The following is a 21,219-nucleotide window of genomic DNA, read 5'->3' as shown; positions in this document are numbered from 1 at the left end:
ATGGATCTGACACCTTTGGCCGGCACATCGCTTGAAGTTTCATCAGCAAATACTCAGGGCCCTCTCCCGGGTACAAAACAACCTCCTGTGGCGAGGGAGCTTGCTCCCGTCCGGCTGCGAAGCAGTCGCAAATCCAGCGAATGCGGTTTGCCCGAGTGCACTGCAACTACCGCTTATGGGACGGCTTCGCCATCCAGCGGGAGCAAGCTCCCTCGCCACATGTCCACTCGCCGGCCTATCCGGGATCTCAACACGCTATACTCCCGCTCTTTTTTCCGGAGCGACGTCATGTCCCTGCCTAGCCTGCGCCTTAAAGCCAACGCCGACCGTCGCCTGCGAAACGGCCACCTATGGGTCTACAGCAACGAGATCGATGTAGCCGCTACGCCTTTGCACGGTTTCAAGGCCGGCGACCAGGCGATCCTCGAAGCCGCCAGCGGCAAGCCGCTGGGCATCGTTGCCATGAGCCCGAACAACCTGATCTGCGCCCGCCTGCTGTCGCGTGACATCAAGTTGCCGCTGGACAAGTCGCTGCTGGTGCATCGCCTGAACGTTGCCCTGTCCCTGCGCGATCGCCTGTTCGACAAGCCGTTCTATCGCCTGGTCTACGGCGACTCCGACCTGCTGCCAGGCCTGGTGGTCGACCGTTTTGGCGACATCCTGGTCGTCCAGATCGCCTCGGCGACCATGGAAGCTCACAAAGACGACGTGATCGCGGCACTGACCCAAGTGCTCAAGCCAAGCGGCATTCTGTTCAAGAACGACTCCGCTGCCCGTGATGCCGAAGGCCTCAACCGCTACGTCGAAACCGTATTCGGCCTGGTACCGGAGTGGGTCGCGCTGGAAGAGAACGGCGTGAAATTCGAAGCGCCAGTCATCCAGGGACAGAAAACCGGCTGGTTCTACGACCACCGCATGAACCGTGCGCGTCTGGCCCCTTATGCCAAAGGCAAACGCGTACTGGACTTGTACAGCTACATCGGCGGCTGGGGCGTTCAAGCGGCTGCCTTCGGCGCCAGTGAAGTGTTCTGCGTCGATGCTTCGGCCTTCGCCCTCGACGGCGTCGAGCGCAATGCCGCACTGAACGGCGTCGCCGAAAAAATGACCTGCATCGAAGGCGACGTATTCGAAGCCCTGAAGGAACTGAAAGCCAGCGAAGAGCGTTTCGACGTCATCGTGGCCGACCCTCCTGCCTTCATCAAACGCAAGAAAGACATGAAAAACGGTGAAGGCGCCTACCGTCGCCTGAATGAGCAAGCCATGCGCCTGCTTAGCAAGGACGGCATCCTGGTCAGCGCTTCGTGCTCGATGCACCTGCCGGAAGACGATCTGCAGAACATCCTGCTGACCAGCGCCCGTCACCTGGACCGCAACATCCAGATGCTGGAGCGCGGTGGTCAGGGCCCGGATCACCCGGTACACCCAGCGATTGCCGAGACTCGCTACATCAAGAGCATCACCTGCCGTCTGCTGCCAAACAGCTGAGTACGCTGGTTTGACGGGGAGCCAACAGGCTCTCCGTCAGCCGTTTTAACGCCACACCATCCACTCTTCAGCCTCTGCGTCTTACTCTTGCGGTCCTACTGACTTGCAGGACGTTTCCCTGCATCTCTTACTTAAAAGAATATAACTTACAAACTTGCGCCTACCGCCAGATCGCTCCGACAAAATTACTAGAATCTTCCTACTTAATATCCCCTTGATAAGGACTCATTACAGCCTATGATTGAGTTGTCACCGCGAAGTGACACTCACTATCAATGACAAGGAGTCAAAAACATGAAAGCAATTACTCTGGAAACAAACAAAATCGCCAACCTGGCTTTTCTGGTTGCGCCAAAAACCCGCTAAGTAAATGAAACGCTGGGGAGTGCCGGCTACCCAGCGTTTTCTATAGCTACGTCCAGAGCGAACCGTCCATCATGCAGATAAACCCATACTTATTCATACTTCCTCGTACGCCCGGCCAAATAGTCTGGGATTACAAAAACCATAAACAATTTGAACTTAACCTGGAATATTCAACCCGGCTTGCACAACTTATCAACAACCCCAAACTGTATGACGACAGCAACAGAGTAGACACTCAACTTCTGAACTCCGGAATATTGACCCATTCAATACAAGACTCTATTGAATGGGGTTGGGATGAACTGTCGAAGATATTCCATATCGGCACCAAGAACATTCCCTGCGAACATGTCCCTCAGAACATTCATGAATGGTCGAGGCACTATCTGGACCATTGCACCGAAGTACTGGCCGCACCCGCGCCGGGCACCAGGCTCAAAGAACACCAGGCGCGCGAGCTGATTGCCCTGCCAAAACCCTCCTGCCTGCCGGAGAGCTCCCTTGCCAACGTCCTGACCGGCCGAAAAACCTGCCGCACCTTCACGGATGAAGCGGTTTCGCTAGAAGATGTCGGCACACTGCTTTACCTGTCCCTGGGCTACTTGCATGAACGCGAAAATGACGTCGACGAAACCATTGTCGAAGGTCTCGGTGCCCGGCGCAGCAGCCCGTCCGGCGGCGGGCTGAATGCCTGCGAAGGCTTTCTTCATGTACAAAACGTCAGCGGCCTTGAACCCGGGTTCTACGCCTATCATCCCGTCGACCATGCACTGAGCTTCATCAACCCGGCACCTGACTCGCCCCTGGGGCAGTTGCTGTGTGGCCAACATTTCATCAATAACCTGCCGGTGGGTCTGTTCATTACCGCTTGCTTCGACAAGTTATGGTGGAAATATGAACACTCGCGAGCCTACCGAATGGCCTTCGTGGAGGCGGGGCATATTTCCCAGACCTTTCAACTGGTGGCCACTGCACTGAGGCTGAACACATGGTTGACAGGAGCTCTGACGGACGATCAGGTCGAAACATTGCTGGGGCTTGAGAACAATCCAGAACAACCCTTGTTTTTTGTTGGCTGTGGCCACAGCGACGGACAAGTGATGTGCAAGGAATTGAAGGATCTGCTGAGCAGTCGGGAGCCGCAACAATGACCGCCCCCATCATTGCGCCGGTAGATCGCCCCTTTTCCTGGGCGCGGCGTTTCACCCTCGGCGACTGGAATACCCGCGCGTCGGTGCGAACCAGCGAGCACGACTATCTATTGCCGCCAGACCTGGAACAACAATTGGAAACACGCCACTGGTTTCCTCCGGCCTTCCTCGCGTACCTGAAGCACCCGGCTATCGAAGCGCTGGGCCAAACCGTCATCCATCGGCTGTCGGCCAATCATCTGGTGTATTTCCTCGACTACACCACCTTGCTCGAACACCGCATCGTCAACCGATCCGTGGAAACCATCATCCACGGTGAACTGAAGGCCTGCGTCCCCCCGCGGATGAAGACCGCCGCACTTCAGCTTTATACCGACGAGGGTTATCACGCCCTGTTCTCCAACAGCCTTGCCGAGCAGGTTGCCGGGGTTTACGGGATCAGTCCGCGTCCGGTCATGCCTCACCGCATCACGCGGTTGAACACCTTGCTCGACCGCACACCGGAAAAAAACAGGGCACTGGCCTGGTTTCTCGTCGGGTTCGTGTCGGAGACGATCATTGCCAAGGATCTGCTCGACATCTGCCGTGACGACCTGGTGTCCAGCGTTCAGGCAATGCTCAGGGACCATCTCTCGGACGAGGCGCTTCACAGCCGCTATTTCTCTGAAGTGTTCCATTACCTGTGGTTGACCCTGAACAGCCTTCAACGCACGTTCGCCAGCAGGCTGCTGCTGAACATCGTCCGGATTTTCTTCGAAGCCGATGAGCGATGGATGCGGGAAAGCCTGCGCAGCGCGGGTATCGACGAGACCGCCGTCACACAGATTCTCGGAGAACTGACTAGCCGCCAAGCCACCCTTCAGCGTGCGCGATCCGGCAGTGGCGCGACGCTTGATGCTTTGAAAAAAGCCGGATTCTTCGCCCTGCCATACAACCAGCAGCTGTTCATGAAGGCAGGACTTATCGATGAATGAAGGACATTCTGCGGCAACCGCCAGACAGCGTCGGGGGGCAGTCAGCCTGTTGTTGGCGATGGTGCTGCTTGGCGTATTCCCGCTGGATGTCCTGCTTCCCTCGTTCCCTGCACTTACCGAACACTTTCGCAGCACGCCCGCCGACATTGCGCTGTCGATCAGTCTGTTTGCCGGCGGTATAGCAGCCTCTCAACTGCTGATCGGGCCGCTGTCGGATGTGATCGGACGCAAAAGGTTGTTGCTCGCCGGAATCACCGTTTCGATGCTGGGGGCGGTGGGCTGCGTACTGACCACGGACTATGTCCATTTCCTGCTGCTTCGTGTCATTCAGGCGCTCGGCTGCGGGTGTTTCGTGCTGTCACAAGCACTGATTCAGGATCTGTTCGAGGGTGAGGAACGTGACCGGTTGCGGATCCTGATGGTCACCGCCACCGGCATTTTCATCTCGGTCTCGCCGTTGGCCGGTACATTCCTGCAAGCCACGCTGGGCTGGCAGGGCAGCTTCTGGGTGTTTACCGCACTGGCCGGCGTGGTACTGCTCAAAGCCTGGCTGTTTCTCGACAATACCCGCCCGGCAGCAACCCGCGCGCGGCCGAACATCCTCCAGTCCTACAGTGGGGTCCTGCGTGATGCCGACTTCCTGCCCTACTGGTTGATTTCAGGCTTTGCTTTCGCCTGCCATTTCTCATTCATCGTTATTTCGCCGCTGATCTTCATGGACCAACTCCAGTTATCGGCCTATGACTACTCGCTGATCCTGCTGGTATACGGCGGCGCCTACATCGTCGGCGGCATGGCTGCGATTGTGCTGGGCAAACGCATCAGTCCCCGTCATCAGATCATCAGCGGGCTGAGCCTGATCCTGTTGTCCGGCCTCATCATGCTTTACCTTTCAAACCACGTTGCACTGTCATCGGTCACCGTCCTGGTACCGATGCTCATCTGCACCGCCGGCACCACCATTGCCCGACCGGCCGCCACCTCCAAAGCCATGAGCCTGTTCCCTGAAAGTGCGGGAACCTCGGCGTCGGCCGGCAGCACAGTGATTTTCATCTGCGGCGGGTTGATCAGTGCGCTCATCAGCTTGGGGCCGGCCAACCTGCAATCCACCCTTGGATACAGCTTCGTCATCCTGAGCAGCATGGCGCTGGCGCTCAACAGTCGTATCAATCAACGAGCCAAAAGCCCAAGAGCCAGTCCAAGCGTCGAATAACCCCGCCGATCGTCACCCCACACGCTTCATCGGCGCTGGATCAACGTTTTCCGGCATTCCCTCCTGACGCCAGCGGTGTAGAATCGCGAGATTCATCGCCATTCATCCCCCGGCGGGTTTATGAGCTCAAGCTGAAGCGCGCGGCGATCCCGCAAAGTTATCGGCAACTTCCGGGCACACGGCCATTTCCGAGTGTTCCAGACGTCAATAGAAGCTCACTTCCCCTTTTGATACCTGATTAGCCGCCCGGAGTGCTTCATGCCTGATTACCGCTCGAAAACATCCACCCACGGCCGCAACATGGCCGGTGCCCGCGCACTGTGGCGCGCCACGGGGATGAAAGATGACGACTTCAAGAAGCCGATCATCGCCATTGCCAACTCCTTTACCCAGTTCGTACCGGGCCATGTGCACCTCAAGGACCTGGGGCAGCTGGTCGCTCGCGAAATCGAACGGGCCGGGGGCGTCGCCAAAGAATTCAACACCATCGCCGTGGACGACGGTATCGCCATGGGCCACGACGGCATGCTCTATTCGCTGCCGAGCCGCGAGATCATCGCCGACTCCGTCGAATACATGGTCAACGCCCACTGTGCCGACGCCATCGTCTGCATCTCCAACTGCGACAAGATCACCCCAGGCATGCTGATGGCCGCCCTGCGCCTGAACATCCCGGTGATTTTCGTGTCCGGCGGCCCGATGGAAGCCGGCAAGACCAAACTCGCCAGCCACGGTCTCGACCTGGTCGACGCCATGGTGATCGCCGCCGACTCCAGCGCCTCCGACGAGAAAGTCGCCGAGTACGAGCGTAGCGCCTGCCCGACCTGCGGCTCCTGCTCCGGCATGTTCACCGCCAACTCGATGAACTGCCTGGTTGAAGCCCTGGGCCTGGCATTGCCGGGCAACGGTTCGACCCTGGCCACCCACAGCGACCGCGAACAGCTGTTCCTGCAGGCCGGCCGCACCATCGTCGAGCTGTGCAAGCGTTACTACGGCGAGAACGACGAGTCGGTGTTGCCGCGCAACATCGCCAACTTCAAGGCGTTCGAAAACGCCATGACCCTGGATATCGCCATGGGCGGTTCCACCAACACCATCCTGCACTTGCTGGCCGCGGCCCAGGAAGCCGAGATCGATTTCGACCTGCGCGATATCGACCGTCTCTCCCGCCATGTGCCGCAACTGTGCAAGGTCGCGCCGAACATCCAGAAGTACCACATGGAAGACGTGCACCGTGCCGGCGGGATCTTCAGCATCCTCGGCTCCCTGGCCCGTGGCGGTCTGTTGCACACCGACCTGCCGACCGTGCACAGCAAGTCCTTGGCTGAAGGCATCGCCAAGTGGGACATCACCCAGACCACCGATGAAGCCGTGCATCACTTCTTCAAGGCCGGCCCGGCGGGCATCCCGACGCAAACCGCGTTCAGCCAGTCGACCCGTTGGGAAACCCTGGACGACGACCGTGAAAACGGCTGCATCCGCAGTGTCGAACATGCTTACTCGAAAGAAGGCGGCCTGGCCGTTCTGTACGGCAACATCGCTCTGGACGGCTGCGTGGTGAAAACCGCCGGCGTCGACGAGTCGATCCACGTCTTCGAAGGCAACGCGAAGATCTTCGAAAGCCAGGACAGCGCCGTACGCGGCATCCTCGCCGACGAAGTGAAGGCCGGCGACATCGTGATCATTCGTTACGAAGGCCCGAAAGGCGGCCCGGGCATGCAGGAAATGCTCTACCCGACGTCTTACCTGAAATCCAAAGGCCTGGGCAAAGCCTGCGCCCTGCTCACCGACGGCCGCTTCTCTGGCGGTACTTCGGGCCTGTCCATCGGCCACGCTTCGCCAGAAGCCGCTGCCGGTGGCGCGATCGGTCTGGTGCAGGATGGCGACAAGGTTCTGATCGACATTCCGAACCGCTCGATCAACCTGTTGATCAGCGATGAAGAAATGGCCGCCCGCCGTGCCGAGCAGGACAAGAAAGGCTGGAAACCGGTGGAAGTGCGTCCACGTAAAGTGACCACGGCGCTCAAAGCCTATGCCCTGTTGGCCACCAGCGCCGACAAGGGTGCGGTACGTAACAAGGCGATGCTCGACGGGTTGTAATACTTAACCGTCGAACAAAAAAAATGCCCCGCCAAGTGCGGGGCATTTTTTGATCGTTCCCACGCTCCCGCGTGGGAATGCCTCAAGGGACGCTCTGCGTCCAGTGACGCGGAGCGTCACGGGCTGCATTCCCACGCAGAGCGTGGAAACGATCAAACACTGGAGATCAACTGTGGGAGCGAGCCTGCTCGCGAAAGCGCCGGGTCAGTCAACACCAATGCTGAATGACACACCGCCTTCGCGAGCAGGCTCGCTCCCACATTTAGATCCTCGGTCCTACTGAATCTCTTCCGGCTTGACGATCACCCAGTTCTTGTCCGCCGTCACCGCCAATCCTTCTTTCGCCTGGGCTGCAGCGTTTTTGGCCATCATGCCGTTAATCTGGGTCATGTATTTGTCTTTGCGGTTGACCCACAAATGGATACCGCCCTTGGACACGTCGACGCTGTGGAACAGCATGTAGCCGTCGCTGGTCGGGGTATCGCCGCCCACCAGGACCGGTTTTTTCCATTCATCGATGTAGGTCAGAATCGCCGCCTGCTTGCCGGCCATCCAGGTTGCCGGGGTCCACAGATACGGCGTCAGCTCGAGGCCCAGGTTGGCCTTCTCGTCATACTTGCCCGCGGTGACCTGCTTGCGCGCGGTGGTCAACTCGCCGGTCTTGCGGTCCTTGAGCAACAGGCTCACGCCGATCACGTTCTGCGGTTTGACGTTATAGCCGTACTTCGGATCGGAGGCGACCATTCGCACCAGTTCTTCGGAGGCGGCGGTCATCACGTAGACCTCGATGCCGTTCTCCATCAGCTTGGTGTAGAGCTCTTTCTGACCGGTGAAGATTTTCGGTGGATTGACATCGATGGTCTTGACCACGTCGCCATCGTAATAAGTGCTAGGCACCGGTTTGCCTGACGCCATCAGCTCGTCGACGTTGGTCTTGAGTTCCTGAAGCGTGAAGCCGGAAAACACTTGGGCGACCCATGGATAGCAAACCATGTCGTCTAATTCGCAGAGGCGATAGTAGTAGCTGAACAGGCTTTCCTTATGGTCGGCGGTGTCCTTGAACGGCATCAGTTTCAGGGAGGGATCGAGTGACTCGCGAGTGATCAGGCCCTTGTTTTCCATGAACGGAAGCAACGATTCTTCGAGGTCGTAGCGATAACTGGTGTTGTCCATGTCGAACACCGCGAAGTTACCTTTGTTGGCGTTGGCCGCGATCATTGCGTCCAGCGCCTTGGCCTGATCGGCTGGCCAGTGCTTCAAATCTGTGGCGAAGACCTGGCCGGCAAGGCCCAGTCCCAAACTCAGTGCGGCAGCCAGAAATTTCGGTGCGAGCTTCATCTGCGTTTCTCCCTGATTCAAAGATATCGACGCTAACAAATCTGTATGACAGTCCCCGCCTGCCCGCGACCGCTTGCATCCTGATTCCGCCAACTGCATTCCTCACAGCGGCATCGGCTTATTCCAAAAACGACAGTTCACCGCTGTTTTTGATATTAAATCATTACATATCAAGCTGTTAGGCTTACCGGTTCGCAGTCACACACGAAGGTGGCTGGCACAAGTCTATGGAGCTTCTATGAATCTGCCGCTGATCCTCAATCTGCTGGTGTTCCTCGCCTTGCTCTTTGGCCTGGCGCAAACCCGTCACACCACCTGGAGCCTGGCCAAAAAGGTTCTGCTCGCGCTGGTACTGGGCGTGGTATTTGGTGTCGCTCTGCACACGATTTATGGTGCGGGCAACCCGGTATTGAAAGCCTCGATCAGTTGGTTCGATCTGGTGGGCAACGGTTACGTGCAGTTGCTGCAAATGATCGTGATCCCGCTGGTGTTCGCCTCGATCCTCAGTGCCGTGGCACGCCTGCACAACGCTTCGTCGCTAGGCAAGATCAGCTTTCTGACCATCGGCACGCTGCTGTTCACCACCGCTATCGCGGCGCTGATCGGCATCGGCCTGACCAACTTGTTCGGCCTCACCGCCGAAGGCCTGGTCGCCGGCACCCAGGAAATGGCTCGCCTGCAAACCATTCAGAGCGACTACGCGGGCAAGGTCGCCGACCTGAACGTGCCGCAGCTGTTGCTGTCGTTCATCCCGCAGAATCCGTTCGCCGACTTGGCTCGCGCCAAGCCGACCTCGATCATCAGCGTGGTGATCTTCGCAGCATTCCTTGGGGTCGCAGCGTTGCAACTGCTTAAGGATGATGTCGAGAAAGGTCAGAAAGTGATCAACGCCATCGACACCCTGCAAGCCTGGGTGATGCGTCTGGTACGCCTGGTGAAGAAGCTGACCCCGTACGGCGTATTGGCGCTGATGACCAAAGTGGTCGCCGGCTCCAACCTGCAAGACATCATCAAACTCGGCAGTTTTGTGGTGGTGTCCTACATTGGCCTGGGCTTGATGTTTGTGGTCCATGGCATGCTGGTGTCAGCTGCCGGGATCAACCCGCTGCGCTTCTTCCGCAAGATCTGGCCGGTGCTGACGTTTGCCTTCACCAGCCGCTCCAGCGCCGCCACCATTCCGCTGAGCATCGAAGCCCAGACCAGCCGTTTGGGGATTCCACAGTCCATCGCCAGTTTCGCCGCCTCGTTCGGCGCGACCATTGGCCAGAACGGCTGCGCCGGTCTGTACCCGGCAATGCTGGCGGTGATGGTCGCGCCGACTGTGGGCATCAACCCGCTGGATCCGCTGTGGATCGCGACGCTGGTGGCGATTGTGACGCTGAGTTCGGCGGGGGTGGCCGGGGTCGGTGGCGGCGCGACATTCGCCGCATTGATCGTGCTGCCGGCCATGGGTTTGCCGGTGTCACTGGTGGCGTTGCTGATTTCGGTTGAGCCGCTGATTGATATGGGTCGTACGGCGTTGAACGTGAGTGGTTCTATCACCGCTGGGGCGATTACCAGCCAGATCATGCAGCAGACCGATAAAGCACTGCTGGATGCGGATGAGCATTCGGAGTTGGCTCACGCTTAACCCGTACTGATCGTTCCCACGCTCCCGCGTGGGAATGCCTCAAGGGACGCTCCGCGTCCAGTGACGCGGAGCGTCACGGGCTGCATTCCCACGCAGAGCGTGGGAACGATCTACGTGCGCTCCCACACCTCAAAGCTATACGCCGGCTTGTCGCCTTCCGCCGGATTCGGAACATTCGACACCAGCTTCCACTGGTTCAAATCAAACTCCGGAAACCACGCATCCCCTTGCGGGCTCAGCGCCACGCGGGTCAGGTACAGCCGATCAGCCTGTGCCAACCCTTGCGCATACAACTGCGCCCCGCCAATCAGCATCACCTCATCGACGCCCTGCTCGTTCGCCCATTCCTGCGCCCGAGCGACGGCAGCCTCCAGCGACGGAAAAACCTCCGCGCCTTCCAGCTGCAGATCCGCCTGACGACTGACCACGATGTTCAACCGCCCCGGCAGCGGACGACCGAGGGAATCCCAGGTCTTGCGACCCATGATGATCGGTTTGCCGAGGGTGGTGGCCTTGAAGTATTTGAAGTCCCCCGGCAAGTGCCAGGGCATGCTGTTGTCGACGCCGATCACACGGTTTTCACCGAGGGCTGCGATCAGGCTGAGGGGGAGTGATTTAGTCATGTCGGCGAGGATACCAGAGCCTCCCTTACCCCGATAAGCGTCACAGCGGTTATGCTCACCGCTCAATTAAGCGACGGGATGCCGCGTGACTGAACTGACGCCCCTGCAAAACCTCTGGCTGAGTGAAACCATACGCCTGCGTGAAGAACACGCAGGCCCCTTGGACGATCTGGAAGCCAATCGAATCGCCCGTAGCGCCGGCGGCGACCTGCCGACGCGCATTCAACGCCGCGCCCTGTGGCTGGCCGAGCGCGACGGACAGACTCGCGGCCTCAAACATTGGCTGCAAGGCGCGCGACTGGCGCTGATCGTGCTGGCCGTTCTGGCCGTGATCAGCGGAGCCGGGCTGGCGTTTGCCGCGCTAGGCGACGGCCAGACCCCGGTCAATGTGTTCTGGGCGTTGGGCAGTTTGCTCGGGCTGAATCTGATTCTATTGCTGAGCTGGGCCCTGGGCCTGGTGTTCGCCGGAGAACAAGGCGCCGCCCTCGGACGCTTATGGCTGTGGCTCAGTGAAAAACTCGCCCGCGATGCCAACGCCGCGCAACTGGCGCCGGCCCTGCTGCTGTTGCTGCAACGACAGAAACTCAATCGTTGGGCGCTGGGTGTGCTGGTCAACGGGTTGTGGTTACTGGCGATGCTCAGCGCTTTGGTGATGGTGCTGACGCTGATGGCGACCCGGCGCTATGGTTTCGTCTGGGAGACCACCATTCTCGGCGGCGACACCTTCGTCGCCATGACCCAAGCCCTCGGTGCCCTGCCGGCCTTGCTCGGTTTCAGTGTGCCCAGCGTGGAGATGATCCGCGCCAGCGGTGATGCTGCGCTGAACATCGAAAGCGCCCGCCAGGCCTGGGCGGCGTGGCTGGTTGGGGTGCTGCTGGTGTACGGCGTTTTGCCGCGATTGCTGCTCGCATTGTTCTGCCTGTGGCGCTGGAAAACGGGTCAAGCAGCCCTGCATCTGGATTTGAACCTGCCCGGCTACGCCCAACTGCGCGAACGGCTGATGCCCACCAGCGAACGCCTGGGCATCAGCGATGCCGCGCCGGAGCAACTTCATCGGGTTGAAAGCGCTGTCAGCGATCTGCAAAGCGATGGCGCGCTATTGGTGGCAATCGAGCTGGACGACCAACGCCCCTGGCCGCCGCAGCTGCCGAAAAACGTCAACAACGCCGGCGTCCTCGACAGCCGCGAATCCCGGCACAAACTGCTTGAACAGCTGAGTCGTTTTCCCCCTGCCCGTCTGGCCATCGCCTGCGATCCACGGCGTTCGCCGGACCGTGGCAGCCTGGCGCTGATCGCCGAACTGGCCCGCAGCGCTACCGCCACCCGTGTGTGGTTGCTGCAAGCGCCGCCTGGCGAAGCGCTGGATGCCGAACGCCTGGGCGACTGGCATGTTGCGCTACGACAACTGGACCTGCCGTTCGCCGATTGCGCGCCGTTGAACTGGCTGGAGACGGGTCATGACTGATGCCTGGAAACAGCCGTTGAAGCTCGCCGTGGTCGGCCACACCAATGTCGGCAAAACCTCGTTGTTGCGAACGCTAACGCGAGATGTCGGCTTCGGCGAAGTGTCCCATCGTCCCAGCACCACACGTCACGTCGAAGGCGCGCGCTTGTCGGTAGACGGCGAGCCGTTACTCGATCTGTTCGACACGCCGGGTCTGGAAGACGCCATCGCCCTGCTCGACTACCTCGAGCGTCTGGAACGTCCCGGCGAACGCCTCGACGGCCCGGCACGACTGGCACGATTCCTTGAGGGCAGCGAAGCCCGACAGCGCTTCGAACAGGAAGCCAAGGTGCTGCGGCAACTGCTCGCCTCGGACGCCGGCCTCTATGTGATCGACGCCCGGGAACCGGTGCTGGCCAAGTACCGCGACGAACTGGAAGTGTTGGCCAGTTGCGGCAAACCGCTGCTGCCGGTGCTGAATTTTGTCAGCAGCGCCCAGCATCGCGAACCTGATTGGCGCGAAGCCCTGGCGCGATTGGGCTTGCATGCGTTGGTGCGTTTCGACAGCGTCGCACCACCGGAAGATGGCGAGCGTCGACTCTATGAAAGCCTGGCGCTGCTGCTGGAAAACTCCCGCGAACAACTGGAGCGTTTGATCGCCGACCAGCAGGCCCAACGCCTGGCCCGTCAGCAGAGTGCAGCGCGGCTGATTGCCGATTTATTGATCGATTGCGCCGCCTGTCGCCGCAGTGTGGTCAGCGAGCCGGCGCAGGAACAGCAGGCGATCAGCGAACTGCGCAAAGCAGTGCGTCAGCGCGAACAACGCTGTGTCGAGGCCTTGCTCAAGCTCTACGCCTTCCGCCCACAAGACGCGGCGGCCAGTGACTTGCCGCTGCTCGATGGTCGCTGGGGCGATGACCTGTTCAACCCGGAAACCCTGAAGCAGCTCGGTGTGCGGGTCGGCGGCGGCATCGCGGCTGGCGCGGCGGCCGGGGCCGGGGTCGATCTGCTGGTGGGCGGCCTGACCCTCGGCGCCGCGGCACTGGCCGGAGCGATTGCCGGCGGCGCCCTGCAAACCGCCCGCAGTTACGGCAGCCGTCTGCTGGGCAAGATCAAAGGACAGCGAGAACTGACCGTCGACGACGGCGTGCTACGGCTGTTGGCCTTGCGCCAGCGGCAATTGCTGCAAGCTCTGAACCAGCGTGGGCATGCGGCGATGGACAGCATTCAGGTCGCCACGCCACAAGACAAAACCTGGCGCGAAGGCAAACTGCCCGAAGCGCTGAACAAGGCGCGGGCGCATCCGCAGTGGTCGTCGCTTAATCCAAATTCGAAGTTGAGTCAGGGGGAGCGCCAAGAGCAGGTTGAGGTGTTGGCGCAGCAGTTGTAGAGCCCGAGTGATGTGCTGTTCAGGCGGGCCCCTTCGCGAGCAAGCCCGCTCCCACATTGGATCTGCGTCGTACACAAAATCTCTAATCACTGAAGATCAAATGTGGGAGCGGGCTTGCTCGCGAAGAGTCACCGCAGGACTTAAGCCGGAGCCATTTCCTGCGCCAACCCGAGAAACGCCGCCGGCAGCCGCGCACCTTTTCGCTCCTTGAGGCAATACAGATACTCAGGAATCTGCGGCGCATTTTCGATGGTCAGCACCCGCAATTGCGGATCGTGAGGCACTTCCTGCCGAGCAATGATGCTGATACCAATGTTGCGCAATACCGCCTCACGAATCGACTCGCGGCTGCCAATCTCCAGCAACGGCCCGAAACGCACCCCGGCGCTGGCCAGCAACTCTTCGGTCAAGCGCCGAGTGGTCGAGCCCGATTCGCGCATCAACAAGGTATGCCCCGCCAACGCACTGAGCGGCACATGATCATGCACCGCCAGCGGATGATTGCGATGCACCGCCAGCACCAACGGATCACTGCCGAGCACGCGGCGGATCAGCCGCGCATCGTCCAGCAACTGCGAGGACGCCGCGACATCGACCCGGTAATCCTCCAGCGCCTCGAGCACCTGTTGGGAGTTGCCGATTTCCACCGACACCTCCACTTGCGGCAAGCGCTCGCGAAAGGTCTTCACCAGGTCGAGGATGTAATACGGCGCGGTAGCGGCGATGCGCAACGTGCCCTGGACCTGACCGCTGTTGCGCAGGAAGAACTCAATGTCGACCTCCTGCTGCAGATGCCGAATCTGGGTCGTTACCGTCGGTTGGCTCAGGCCGAGTTTTTTCGCCGCCAGGGTAATACTGCCCAACCGGGGCAACCATGTAAAACGCCTTCAGCTCGGCACTCAGCGCACCCTTCCCTCATCGTCTATTTGCGCAACAGGCGCAAACCGTTGAACACCACCAACAGGCTCACGCCCATGTCAGCGAACACCGCCATCCACATGGTGGCGAGCCCGGCGAAGGTTACCCCAAGAAAGATCGCTTTGATGACCAATGCGAGGGCAATGTTCTGTTTGAGGATATTCGAGGTCTGCCGCGACAGGCGGATGAAGGCCGGAATCTTGCGCAGATCGTCGTCCATCAGAGCGACATCAGCGGTTTCGATGGCGGTGTCGGTGCCGGCGGCCGCCATGGCGAAACCGATCTCGGCCCGCGCCAGTGCCGGGGCGTCGTTGATGCCGTCGCCGACCATCCCGACCCGATGGCCTTGGGCATAAAGCGTTTCGATGGCTTGCAGCTTATCGGTCGGCAACAGATCGCCCTGCGCCTGATCGATGCCCACGTGGGCGGCGATGGCCTGGGCGGTGTGAACGTTGTCGCCGGTCAGCATCAGGGTTTTGATGCCCAACTCATGCAACTGCTGGATCGCTTCGCGACTGGACGCTTTCACGGTGTCCGCCACGGCGAACAGCGCCAGGGGGCCCGACTTATCGAGCAACAGCACCACGGATTTGCCCTGTTTCTCCAGAGCAAACAGCTGCTCTTCCAGCGCTGGTGAACACAGGCCCAACTCTTCCACCAGACGGTGGTTGCCCAAGTGGTAGAGCTCACCGTTGATCTCGCCGCGCACGCCACGACCCGCCAGGGCTTCGAAGTTATCCACAATCAGCGGCACCGGATGTTTATCCGCAGCCGCATTGGCGATGGCCAGCGACACCGGGTGATCCGAACGACCGGCCAGTGCCGCCGCAATGGCCGGGGCTATTTCATCCGCGATTGGGTCGAGGGACAAATAGTCGGTCTGCACCGGTTTGCCGTGAGTGAGGGTGCCGGTCTTGTCGAGGGCCAGGTAATCGAGTTTGTGGCCGTGCTCCAGATAGACGCCGCCCTTGACCAGAATCCCTTTGCGCGCCGCAGCCGCGAGACCGCTAACGATGGTCACCGGGGTAGAAATCACCAATGCGCACGGGCAGGCGACCACCAGCAACACCAGCGCCCGGTAGATCCAGTCGAACCACAGCGCATCCATGAACAACGGCGGAATCACCGCTACCGCCAAGGCCAGGATGAACACTGCCGGGGTGTAGATTTTCGAGAAACTGTCGACGAAACGCTGGGTCGGGGCGCGTGCACCCTGAGCCTGTTCCACGGCGTGAATAATCCGCGCCAGGGTCGAATTGTTCGCCGCCGCGGTTACCGTATATTCCAGCGAACCGGACTGGTTGATGGTGCCGGCGAATACTTTGTCGCCGATGGCTTTCTCCACCGGCAGGCTTTCACCGGTGATCGGCGCCTGGTCGATGGTCGAGCTGCCGGACAGCACTTCGCCGTCCAGACCGATCCGCTCGCCGGGACGCACCCGCACCCGCGCGCCCAGTTCGATGTTTTTAACCGGTTGTGCGACCCAACTGCCGTCGGCCTGCTGCACCGTGGCTTGCTCGGGGGTCATCTGCATCAGCCCGCCAATGGCGTTGCGCGCCCGGTCCAGGGACCTGGCCTCGATCAACTCGGCCACGGTGAACAGGAACATCACCATCGCCGCTTCCGGCCATTGACCGATCAGAATCGCGCCGGTCACTGCGATGCTCATCAGCGCGTTGATGTTCAGGTTGAGGTTTTTCAGGGCGATCCAGCCCTTTTTGTAAGTGCTGAGGCCACCACTGAGGATCGAGATCAGCGCGATAACCGCCACTACCCAGTTCGGCGCCGCGTTGGTGAAATGGATAACTTCAGCTGCCAGCGCGCCAACGCCGGACAATGCCAATGGCCACCAGGGCTTTTTCTCAGGCGCCGGGATTGGCGCTTCGACGCCCGGCTCCAGCGGCTCGGCGTGCATGCCGAGGGACTTGATCGCATCGATGATCGGCGCGGTGCCTGGCAGGTCATGGGTCACGCCCAACACCCGGTTGATCAGGTTGAATTCCAGCTGCTGCACACCCGACAGCTTCCCGAGTTTGTTCTGGATCAGCGTCTGCTCGGTCGGGCAGTCCATGGCCTCGATGCGGAAACTGCTCAGCCGCGCACCGGCGGTCGGCGTCTCGCTCAACTTGATCAGCGACGGCGCTGCTGCTTTGGAGGAACAGCAGGAATCCCCGTGGCCGCCATGGTCATGCCTGGACACAGGCTGCAGCTTGTGGCTGTGATCGTGCCCGGGTTTGTGGGTGTGAAGAGAATCGCTCATTGGTCGCGTCCATGAAGGTGCCTGTTGCCAAGTAAAGACCCTGTAGCCACTATAGGGTCAAGCACCCTTTTGGAGATTGTCGCGATGAAAATCGGAGAACTGGCGAAACTCACCGACTGCGCCGTGGAAACCATCCGCTACTACGAGCGCGAAAACCTGCTGCCGGAGCCGGCCCGCAGCGACGGCAATTACCGCGTCTACACCCAGGCCCACGCCGAGCGCCTGACTTTCATCCGCAACTGCCGCACCCTCGACATGACCCTTGAAGAAATCCGCAGCCTGCTGGCCCTGCGCGACAGCCCGCAGGATCAATGCGAAAACGTCAACGCGTTGATCGACGAACACATTCACCATGTGAAGGCTCGAATCGACGGCTTGCTGGCCTTGCAGACACAATTGCTCGACCTGCGCCAACGCTGCAGCGAAGGGCCGGATATCGATCAGTGCGGGATTTTGCAGCGGCTGGAAGTGAGCGGCGGGGTTGTGGCGACGGAGGTTGAGCATTCTCATGTCGGCCGAAGCCACGGCCACTAAGAACACCACAAATCAAATGTGGGAGCGGGCTTGCTCGCGAAGGCGGTCAATCATTCAACATTGATGTCGACTGATCCACCGCCTTCGCGAGCAAGCCCGCTCCCACATTGGTTCGGTGTCGAGGCTTATACCGCCATCGGCGCGGTCATCGGCGCGTGGTGTTCATAGCCTTCCAGCGAGAAATCGCTCGGCTCGATCTGCTCCAGCCATTCCGGCTGATAAACACCGGTCTTGGCAAACTCCGGCACGCGGTCGGAAATCACCAGTTTCGGCATCGGGAACGGCTCGCGCTTGAGCTGTTCGTTGAGCATGTCCAGGTGGTTTTCGTAGACGTGGGCGTCACCGATGAAATAGGTGAACCAGCGCGGTGTGTAACCGGTCAGGCGACCGATCAGGCTCAGCAGCGCGGCGCCTTCGGTGAGGTTGAACGGCGTGCCCAGGCCCAGATCGTTGGAGCGGATGTAAAGGGTCAGGGAGATTTCCCTGGTCTCGACATTCGGGTGAAACTGGTACAGCAAGTGGCACGGTGGCAGGGCCATTTCGTCGAGCTGCGCAACGTTCCAGCCGTGGAACAGGATGCGACGGCTGCCTGGGTCCTTGATGATGGTGTCGACGCACTGGCGGATCTGGTCGATCGCCTTGTACAGCACCACATAGGCCTGACCGTCTTCTTCGCCTTCGGCAATCTGACGATAACCCTGGCTCAGGGTCTGCTCGATGGCGGCCTGATTGCTGACCGGAATCTGCTTGTACGCCGGCCATTTGCGCCATTGCACGCCGTAGATCTCGCCGAGGTCGTCTTCGCCCTGACGGAACGGGTTGGCCAGCCACTGCGCGTTTTCGTTGGCGTTCTGGTCCCAGACCTTGCAGCCCAGCGCCCGGAATTCGGCGGCGTTGTTCACCCCGCGCAGAAAACCGCACATCTCGCCGATGGCGGATTTGAAGGCCATCTTGCGAGTGGTGATCGCCGGGAAACCTTCCTGCAGATCGAAGCGCAGCATCGCGCCCGGAAAGCTGATGGTGTTCACGCCGGTGCGGTTGGCCTGTTTGGTGCCGTTCTTGATGACGTGGGCGACCAGTTCGAGATATTGCTTCATGAATTACCTGTGTCCTTGAACCCGGGACCATCGCCCCAGGGTTCGAATTTATAGCGCCTGCTTCTTATACAGCAGCTGCGGGGGCCGCCGGGGCGCGCCGATAAGCCAGCCAGATCAGGAACAGCCCGCCGACGATCATCGGTACGCACAGCACTTGGCCCATGGTCAGCCAGTTCCAGGCCAGATAACCCAGTTGCGCGTCTGGCACGCGAACGAATTCGACGATGAAGCGGAAGATGCCATAGAACAGCGCGAACATCCCGGACACCGCCATGGTCGGCCGCGGCTTGCGCGAGAACAGCCAGAGGATGGCGAACAGCGCCACACCTTCCAGCGCGAACTGGTACAGCTGCGACGGGTGACGCGCCAGTTGCGCCGGATCAGTCGGGAAGACCATCGCCCACGGCACGTCGGTCGCCTTGCCCCACAACTCGGCGTTGATGAAGTTACCGATACGCCCGGCACCCAGGCCGATCGGCACCATCGGCGCGACGAAGTCCATCAGCTGGAAGAACGACTTGTCGTTCTTTTTACCGAACCACAGCGCCGCCAGCATTACACCGATAAACCCGCCATGGAACGACATGCCGCCCTTCCACACTTCGAAGATCAGGGTCGGGTTGGCCAGATAGGCGTTCAGATCGTAAAACAGCACATAACCCAAACGTCCACCAACGATGACACCCATCGACATCCAGAAGACCATGTCGGAGAGTTTCTCCTTGGTCCAGGTCGGGTCGAAGCGGTTCAGCCGGCGTGATGCCAGCCACCACGCGCCGCCGATGCCGATCAGGTACATCAGGCCGTACCAGTGGATTTTCAGCGGACCGATGGCCAGGGCCACCGGGTCGATCTGCGGGTAAGGCAGCATTGCGACTCCTCGTTAGAGTTGAAACCTTCAAATTCCCGGGCAACGCTGTCACGCCAGGATTAAGCCAGGATTGCGCTACGCGTCAGAGCAAGAAGCTCAAGCCGACGCAAAACAGCAAAGCGGCAAACAGTCTTTTCAGCAAGCGCGGCGACAGCCTGTGGGCCAGTCGCGCACCGAGGCGGGCGAATACCATGCTGGTCAGGGCAATCCCCAGCAGCGCCGGCAAATAAACAAAACCGAGACTATGGGCCGGCAGCAGTGGATCGTGCCACCCCAGAATCATGAAACTTAATGCACTGGCCAAGGCGATTGGCAGGCCACAGGCCGACGAAGTGGCCACCGCTTGCTGCATCGGCACGCTGCGCCAGGTCAGGAACGGCACGGTCAACGAGCCGCCGCCAATCCCGAAAATCGCCGAAGCCCAGCCAATCACACTGCCAGCCACGGTCAGACCGACTTTGCCCGGCACCGTTCGGCTGGCCTTGGGTTTGAAGTCCAAAGCGAGTTGAACGGCGATGATCAGCGCAAATACACCAATGATCTTCTGCAAATTCGGCCCGGAAATCGCTTCGGCAGTCAGCGCGCCGAAACCGGCACCGATCAGAATGCCAAGGGTCATCCAGGCAAAAATCGGCCAACGCACGGCGCCGCGGCGATGGTGCTCGCGAACCGCATTGACCGACGTAAAGATGATCGTCGCCAGCGAGGTGCCGACTGCCAGATGCGTCAGGATCGACGCATCAAATCCCTGCAAGGTGAAACTGAACACCAGCACCGGGACAATGATGATCCCGCCGCCTACCCCGAACAGCCCGGCCAGCACGCCCGCACAGGCGCCCAGCGCCAGATAGAGCAGAAATTCCATGGCCGCATCCCCAAGCATCCCGAATCAGGAGCGGCATGGTAACGGAAGCATGGCCTCGGGCTCCACTGTGGATGGCGATGGATCGATGAGCGATGTCTGCGTAGAGTGAGCAAAAAACACACAAGGACCACCTTATGTGCCTGATTGTTTTTGCCTGGCGACCGGGTCATGCCCAGCCACTGATCGTGGCGGCCAACCGCGACGAATTCTATGCCCGGCCCAGCCTGCCCCTGGCGCAATGGCCGCAAGCCCCGCACGTGTATGCCGGTCGCGACCTTGAGGCTGGCGGTACGTGGCTCGGGGTCAGCGCCAATGGGCGCTTCGCCGCGCTGACCAACATCCGTGATCCCCTTCAGCCGCCGGCGCGCAAGTCGCGAGGCGAACTGGTGGCGCAGTTTCTCAGCGGGGACATGTCGATTGACGACTATTTAAAGGACGTTGTCGGACGTTCGCCTGAATATGCCGGGTTTAATCTGTTGATTGGCAATGCCAACGAGCTATGGCACTTCAATGCCCGGGAGACGGAGGCGGTCATGCTCCAGCCGGGCATTTATGGGTTATCGAACGCGGGGCTTGATACGCCGTGGCCGAAAGTGCTCAAGGCGAAGGCAGCATTGAGCGAAGTATTGGGCGATCCGCAGCCGCAGGCGCTGTTAGCCTTGCTGAGCGACCCGCAGACGGCACCGCTTGCCGAACTGCCGGACACTGGCGTGGGGCAGGCCACCGAGACGTTGTTGTCGAGCGTGTTTATCAAGAGCCCGACTTACGGGACACGGGCGAGCACGGCGTTGATTGTTCAGGCGGATGGGGGAAGGCATATGGTCGAAAGGAGTTTCGGGCCGTATGGGGGGCATTTGGGGGAAGTGGAAGTCAGGGTTTGAAGCTCGGGCGATTAATTGTGGCGAGGGAGCTTGCTCCCGCTGGAGTGCGAAGCGCTCCCCATCCGGCCAATGCGTTCTT

At 60.2% G+C, this 21,219-nt stretch carries 17 protein-coding genes; 10 read left to right on the top strand and 7 right to left on the bottom strand.

Annotated elements, in window-relative coordinates; genetic code table 11:
- Window positions 1–288: 288 nt before the first annotated feature.
- The 5 genes from ACZ9IM_RS06650 to ilvD all read left to right on the top strand — a co-directional run bounded on the left by ACZ9IM_RS06650 (window position 289) and on the right by ilvD (window position 7,289).
- On the top strand, window positions 289–1,485 hold the full coding sequence (locus ACZ9IM_RS06650; protein ID WP_007897847.1) for a class I SAM-dependent rRNA methyltransferase: 1,197 nt from the start codon (window positions 289–291) through the stop codon (window positions 1,483–1,485).
- A 437-nt stretch (window positions 1,486–1,922) separates the two neighbouring features.
- The gene (locus ACZ9IM_RS06645; RefSeq protein ID WP_476223585.1) at window positions 1,923–3,002 is read left to right on the top strand and encodes a SagB family peptide dehydrogenase; all 1,080 of its coding nucleotides are present in this window, start codon (window positions 1,923–1,925) and stop codon (window positions 3,000–3,002) included.
- Window positions 2,999–3,976, top strand: a complete 978-nt coding sequence (locus ACZ9IM_RS06640; protein ID WP_427626202.1) for a diiron oxygenase — start codon at window positions 2,999–3,001, stop codon at window positions 3,974–3,976. The genes ACZ9IM_RS06645 and ACZ9IM_RS06640 overlap by 4 nt, the downstream gene beginning before the upstream one ends.
- Window positions 3,969–5,189: an MFS transporter gene (locus ACZ9IM_RS06635; protein ID WP_476223584.1), complete on the top strand. Its 1,221-nt coding sequence runs from the start codon at window positions 3,969–3,971 to the stop codon at window positions 5,187–5,189. Before ACZ9IM_RS06640 ends, ACZ9IM_RS06635 begins: the two co-directional genes overlap by 8 nt.
- A gap of 258 nt (window positions 5,190–5,447) precedes the next feature.
- Complete coding sequence (ilvD, locus tag ACZ9IM_RS06630) at window positions 5,448–7,289, top strand: dihydroxy-acid dehydratase (RefSeq protein ID WP_123719714.1); 1,842 nt, start codon at window positions 5,448–5,450, stop codon at window positions 7,287–7,289.
- 276 nt (window positions 7,290–7,565) lie between these two features.
- Here the strand turns inward: ilvD and ACZ9IM_RS06625 are convergent, their stop codons facing one another.
- Window positions 7,566–8,627, bottom strand: a complete 1,062-nt coding sequence (locus ACZ9IM_RS06625; protein WP_007897832.1) for an HAD family hydrolase — start codon at window positions 8,625–8,627, stop codon at window positions 7,566–7,568.
- 238 nt (window positions 8,628–8,865) lie between these two features.
- On the opposite strand from ACZ9IM_RS06625, the gene ACZ9IM_RS06620 reads away from it, so the two are divergent.
- Entirely contained in the window at window positions 8,866–10,257 is a 1,392-nt protein-coding gene (locus tag ACZ9IM_RS06620) for an L-cystine transporter (RefSeq protein WP_476223583.1), read from the top strand.
- Between the two features lie 110 nt (window positions 10,258–10,367).
- Here the strand turns inward: ACZ9IM_RS06620 and ACZ9IM_RS06615 are convergent, their stop codons facing one another.
- Window positions 10,368–10,880: a dihydrofolate reductase gene (locus tag ACZ9IM_RS06615; RefSeq protein ID WP_476223582.1), complete on the bottom strand. Its 513-nt coding sequence runs from the start codon at window positions 10,878–10,880 to the stop codon at window positions 10,368–10,370.
- A gap of 85 nt (window positions 10,881–10,965) precedes the next feature.
- Between ACZ9IM_RS06615 and ACZ9IM_RS06610 the strand changes: the two genes are divergently transcribed.
- Together ACZ9IM_RS06610 and ACZ9IM_RS06605 are read left to right on the top strand one after the other, a co-directional pair.
- Window positions 10,966–12,345 (top strand): DUF2868 domain-containing protein, encoded by a 1,380-nt coding sequence (locus tag ACZ9IM_RS06610; RefSeq protein WP_476223581.1) that lies wholly within the window; start codon window positions 10,966–10,968, stop codon window positions 12,343–12,345.
- Window positions 12,338–13,714, top strand: a complete 1,377-nt coding sequence (locus ACZ9IM_RS06605; RefSeq protein WP_476223580.1) for a GTPase/DUF3482 domain-containing protein — start codon at window positions 12,338–12,340, stop codon at window positions 13,712–13,714. Before ACZ9IM_RS06610 ends, ACZ9IM_RS06605 begins: the two co-directional genes overlap by 8 nt.
- 140 nt (window positions 13,715–13,854) lie before the next feature.
- Here ACZ9IM_RS06605 and ACZ9IM_RS06600 read toward each other — a convergent pair whose 3' ends face one another.
- Together ACZ9IM_RS06600 and ACZ9IM_RS06595 are read right to left on the bottom strand one after the other, a co-directional pair.
- Window positions 13,855–14,562 (bottom strand): LysR substrate-binding domain-containing protein, encoded by a 708-nt coding sequence (locus ACZ9IM_RS06600; RefSeq protein WP_476223662.1) that lies wholly within the window; start codon window positions 14,560–14,562, stop codon window positions 13,855–13,857.
- A 74-nt stretch (window positions 14,563–14,636) separates the two neighbouring features.
- Window positions 14,637–16,892, bottom strand: coding sequence for a heavy metal translocating P-type ATPase (locus ACZ9IM_RS06595; protein ID WP_476223579.1), 2,256 nt, complete (start codon window positions 16,890–16,892; stop codon window positions 14,637–14,639).
- 84 nt (window positions 16,893–16,976) lie between these two features.
- Here ACZ9IM_RS06595 and cadR point away from each other — a divergent pair, with 84 nt between their 5' ends.
- The gene (cadR, locus tag ACZ9IM_RS06590) at window positions 16,977–17,426 is read left to right on the top strand and encodes a Cd(II)/Pb(II)-responsive transcriptional regulator (RefSeq protein WP_007897786.1); all 450 of its coding nucleotides are present in this window, start codon (window positions 16,977–16,979) and stop codon (window positions 17,424–17,426) included.
- 125 nt (window positions 17,427–17,551) lie between these two features.
- Here the strand turns inward: cadR and ACZ9IM_RS06585 are convergent, their stop codons facing one another.
- The 3 genes from ACZ9IM_RS06585 to ACZ9IM_RS06575 form a co-directional block, all read right to left on the bottom strand.
- Window positions 17,552–18,523, bottom strand: coding sequence for a thymidylate synthase (locus tag ACZ9IM_RS06585; protein WP_218395333.1), 972 nt, complete (start codon window positions 18,521–18,523; stop codon window positions 17,552–17,554).
- Window positions 18,524–18,587: 64 nt separating this feature from the next.
- Complete coding sequence (gene lgt / locus ACZ9IM_RS06580) at window positions 18,588–19,394, bottom strand: prolipoprotein diacylglyceryl transferase (RefSeq protein ID WP_008007345.1); 807 nt, start codon at window positions 19,392–19,394, stop codon at window positions 18,588–18,590.
- Window positions 19,395–19,476: 82 nt separating this feature from the next.
- Entirely contained in the window at window positions 19,477–20,259 is a 783-nt protein-coding gene (locus ACZ9IM_RS06575; protein WP_007897738.1) for a sulfite exporter TauE/SafE family protein, read from the bottom strand.
- Between the two features lie 134 nt (window positions 20,260–20,393).
- Between ACZ9IM_RS06575 and ACZ9IM_RS06570 the strand changes: the two genes are divergently transcribed.
- On the top strand, window positions 20,394–21,140 hold the full coding sequence (locus ACZ9IM_RS06570; RefSeq protein ID WP_476223578.1) for an NRDE family protein: 747 nt from the start codon (window positions 20,394–20,396) through the stop codon (window positions 21,138–21,140).
- Window positions 21,141–21,219: the final 79 nt, after the last annotated feature.

The organism is Pseudomonas sp. TE12508 (assembly GCF_056279485.1).
The sequence above is the reverse complement of the archived record's forward strand: the minus strand, read 5'-3'. Positions and strand labels throughout refer to the sequence as shown.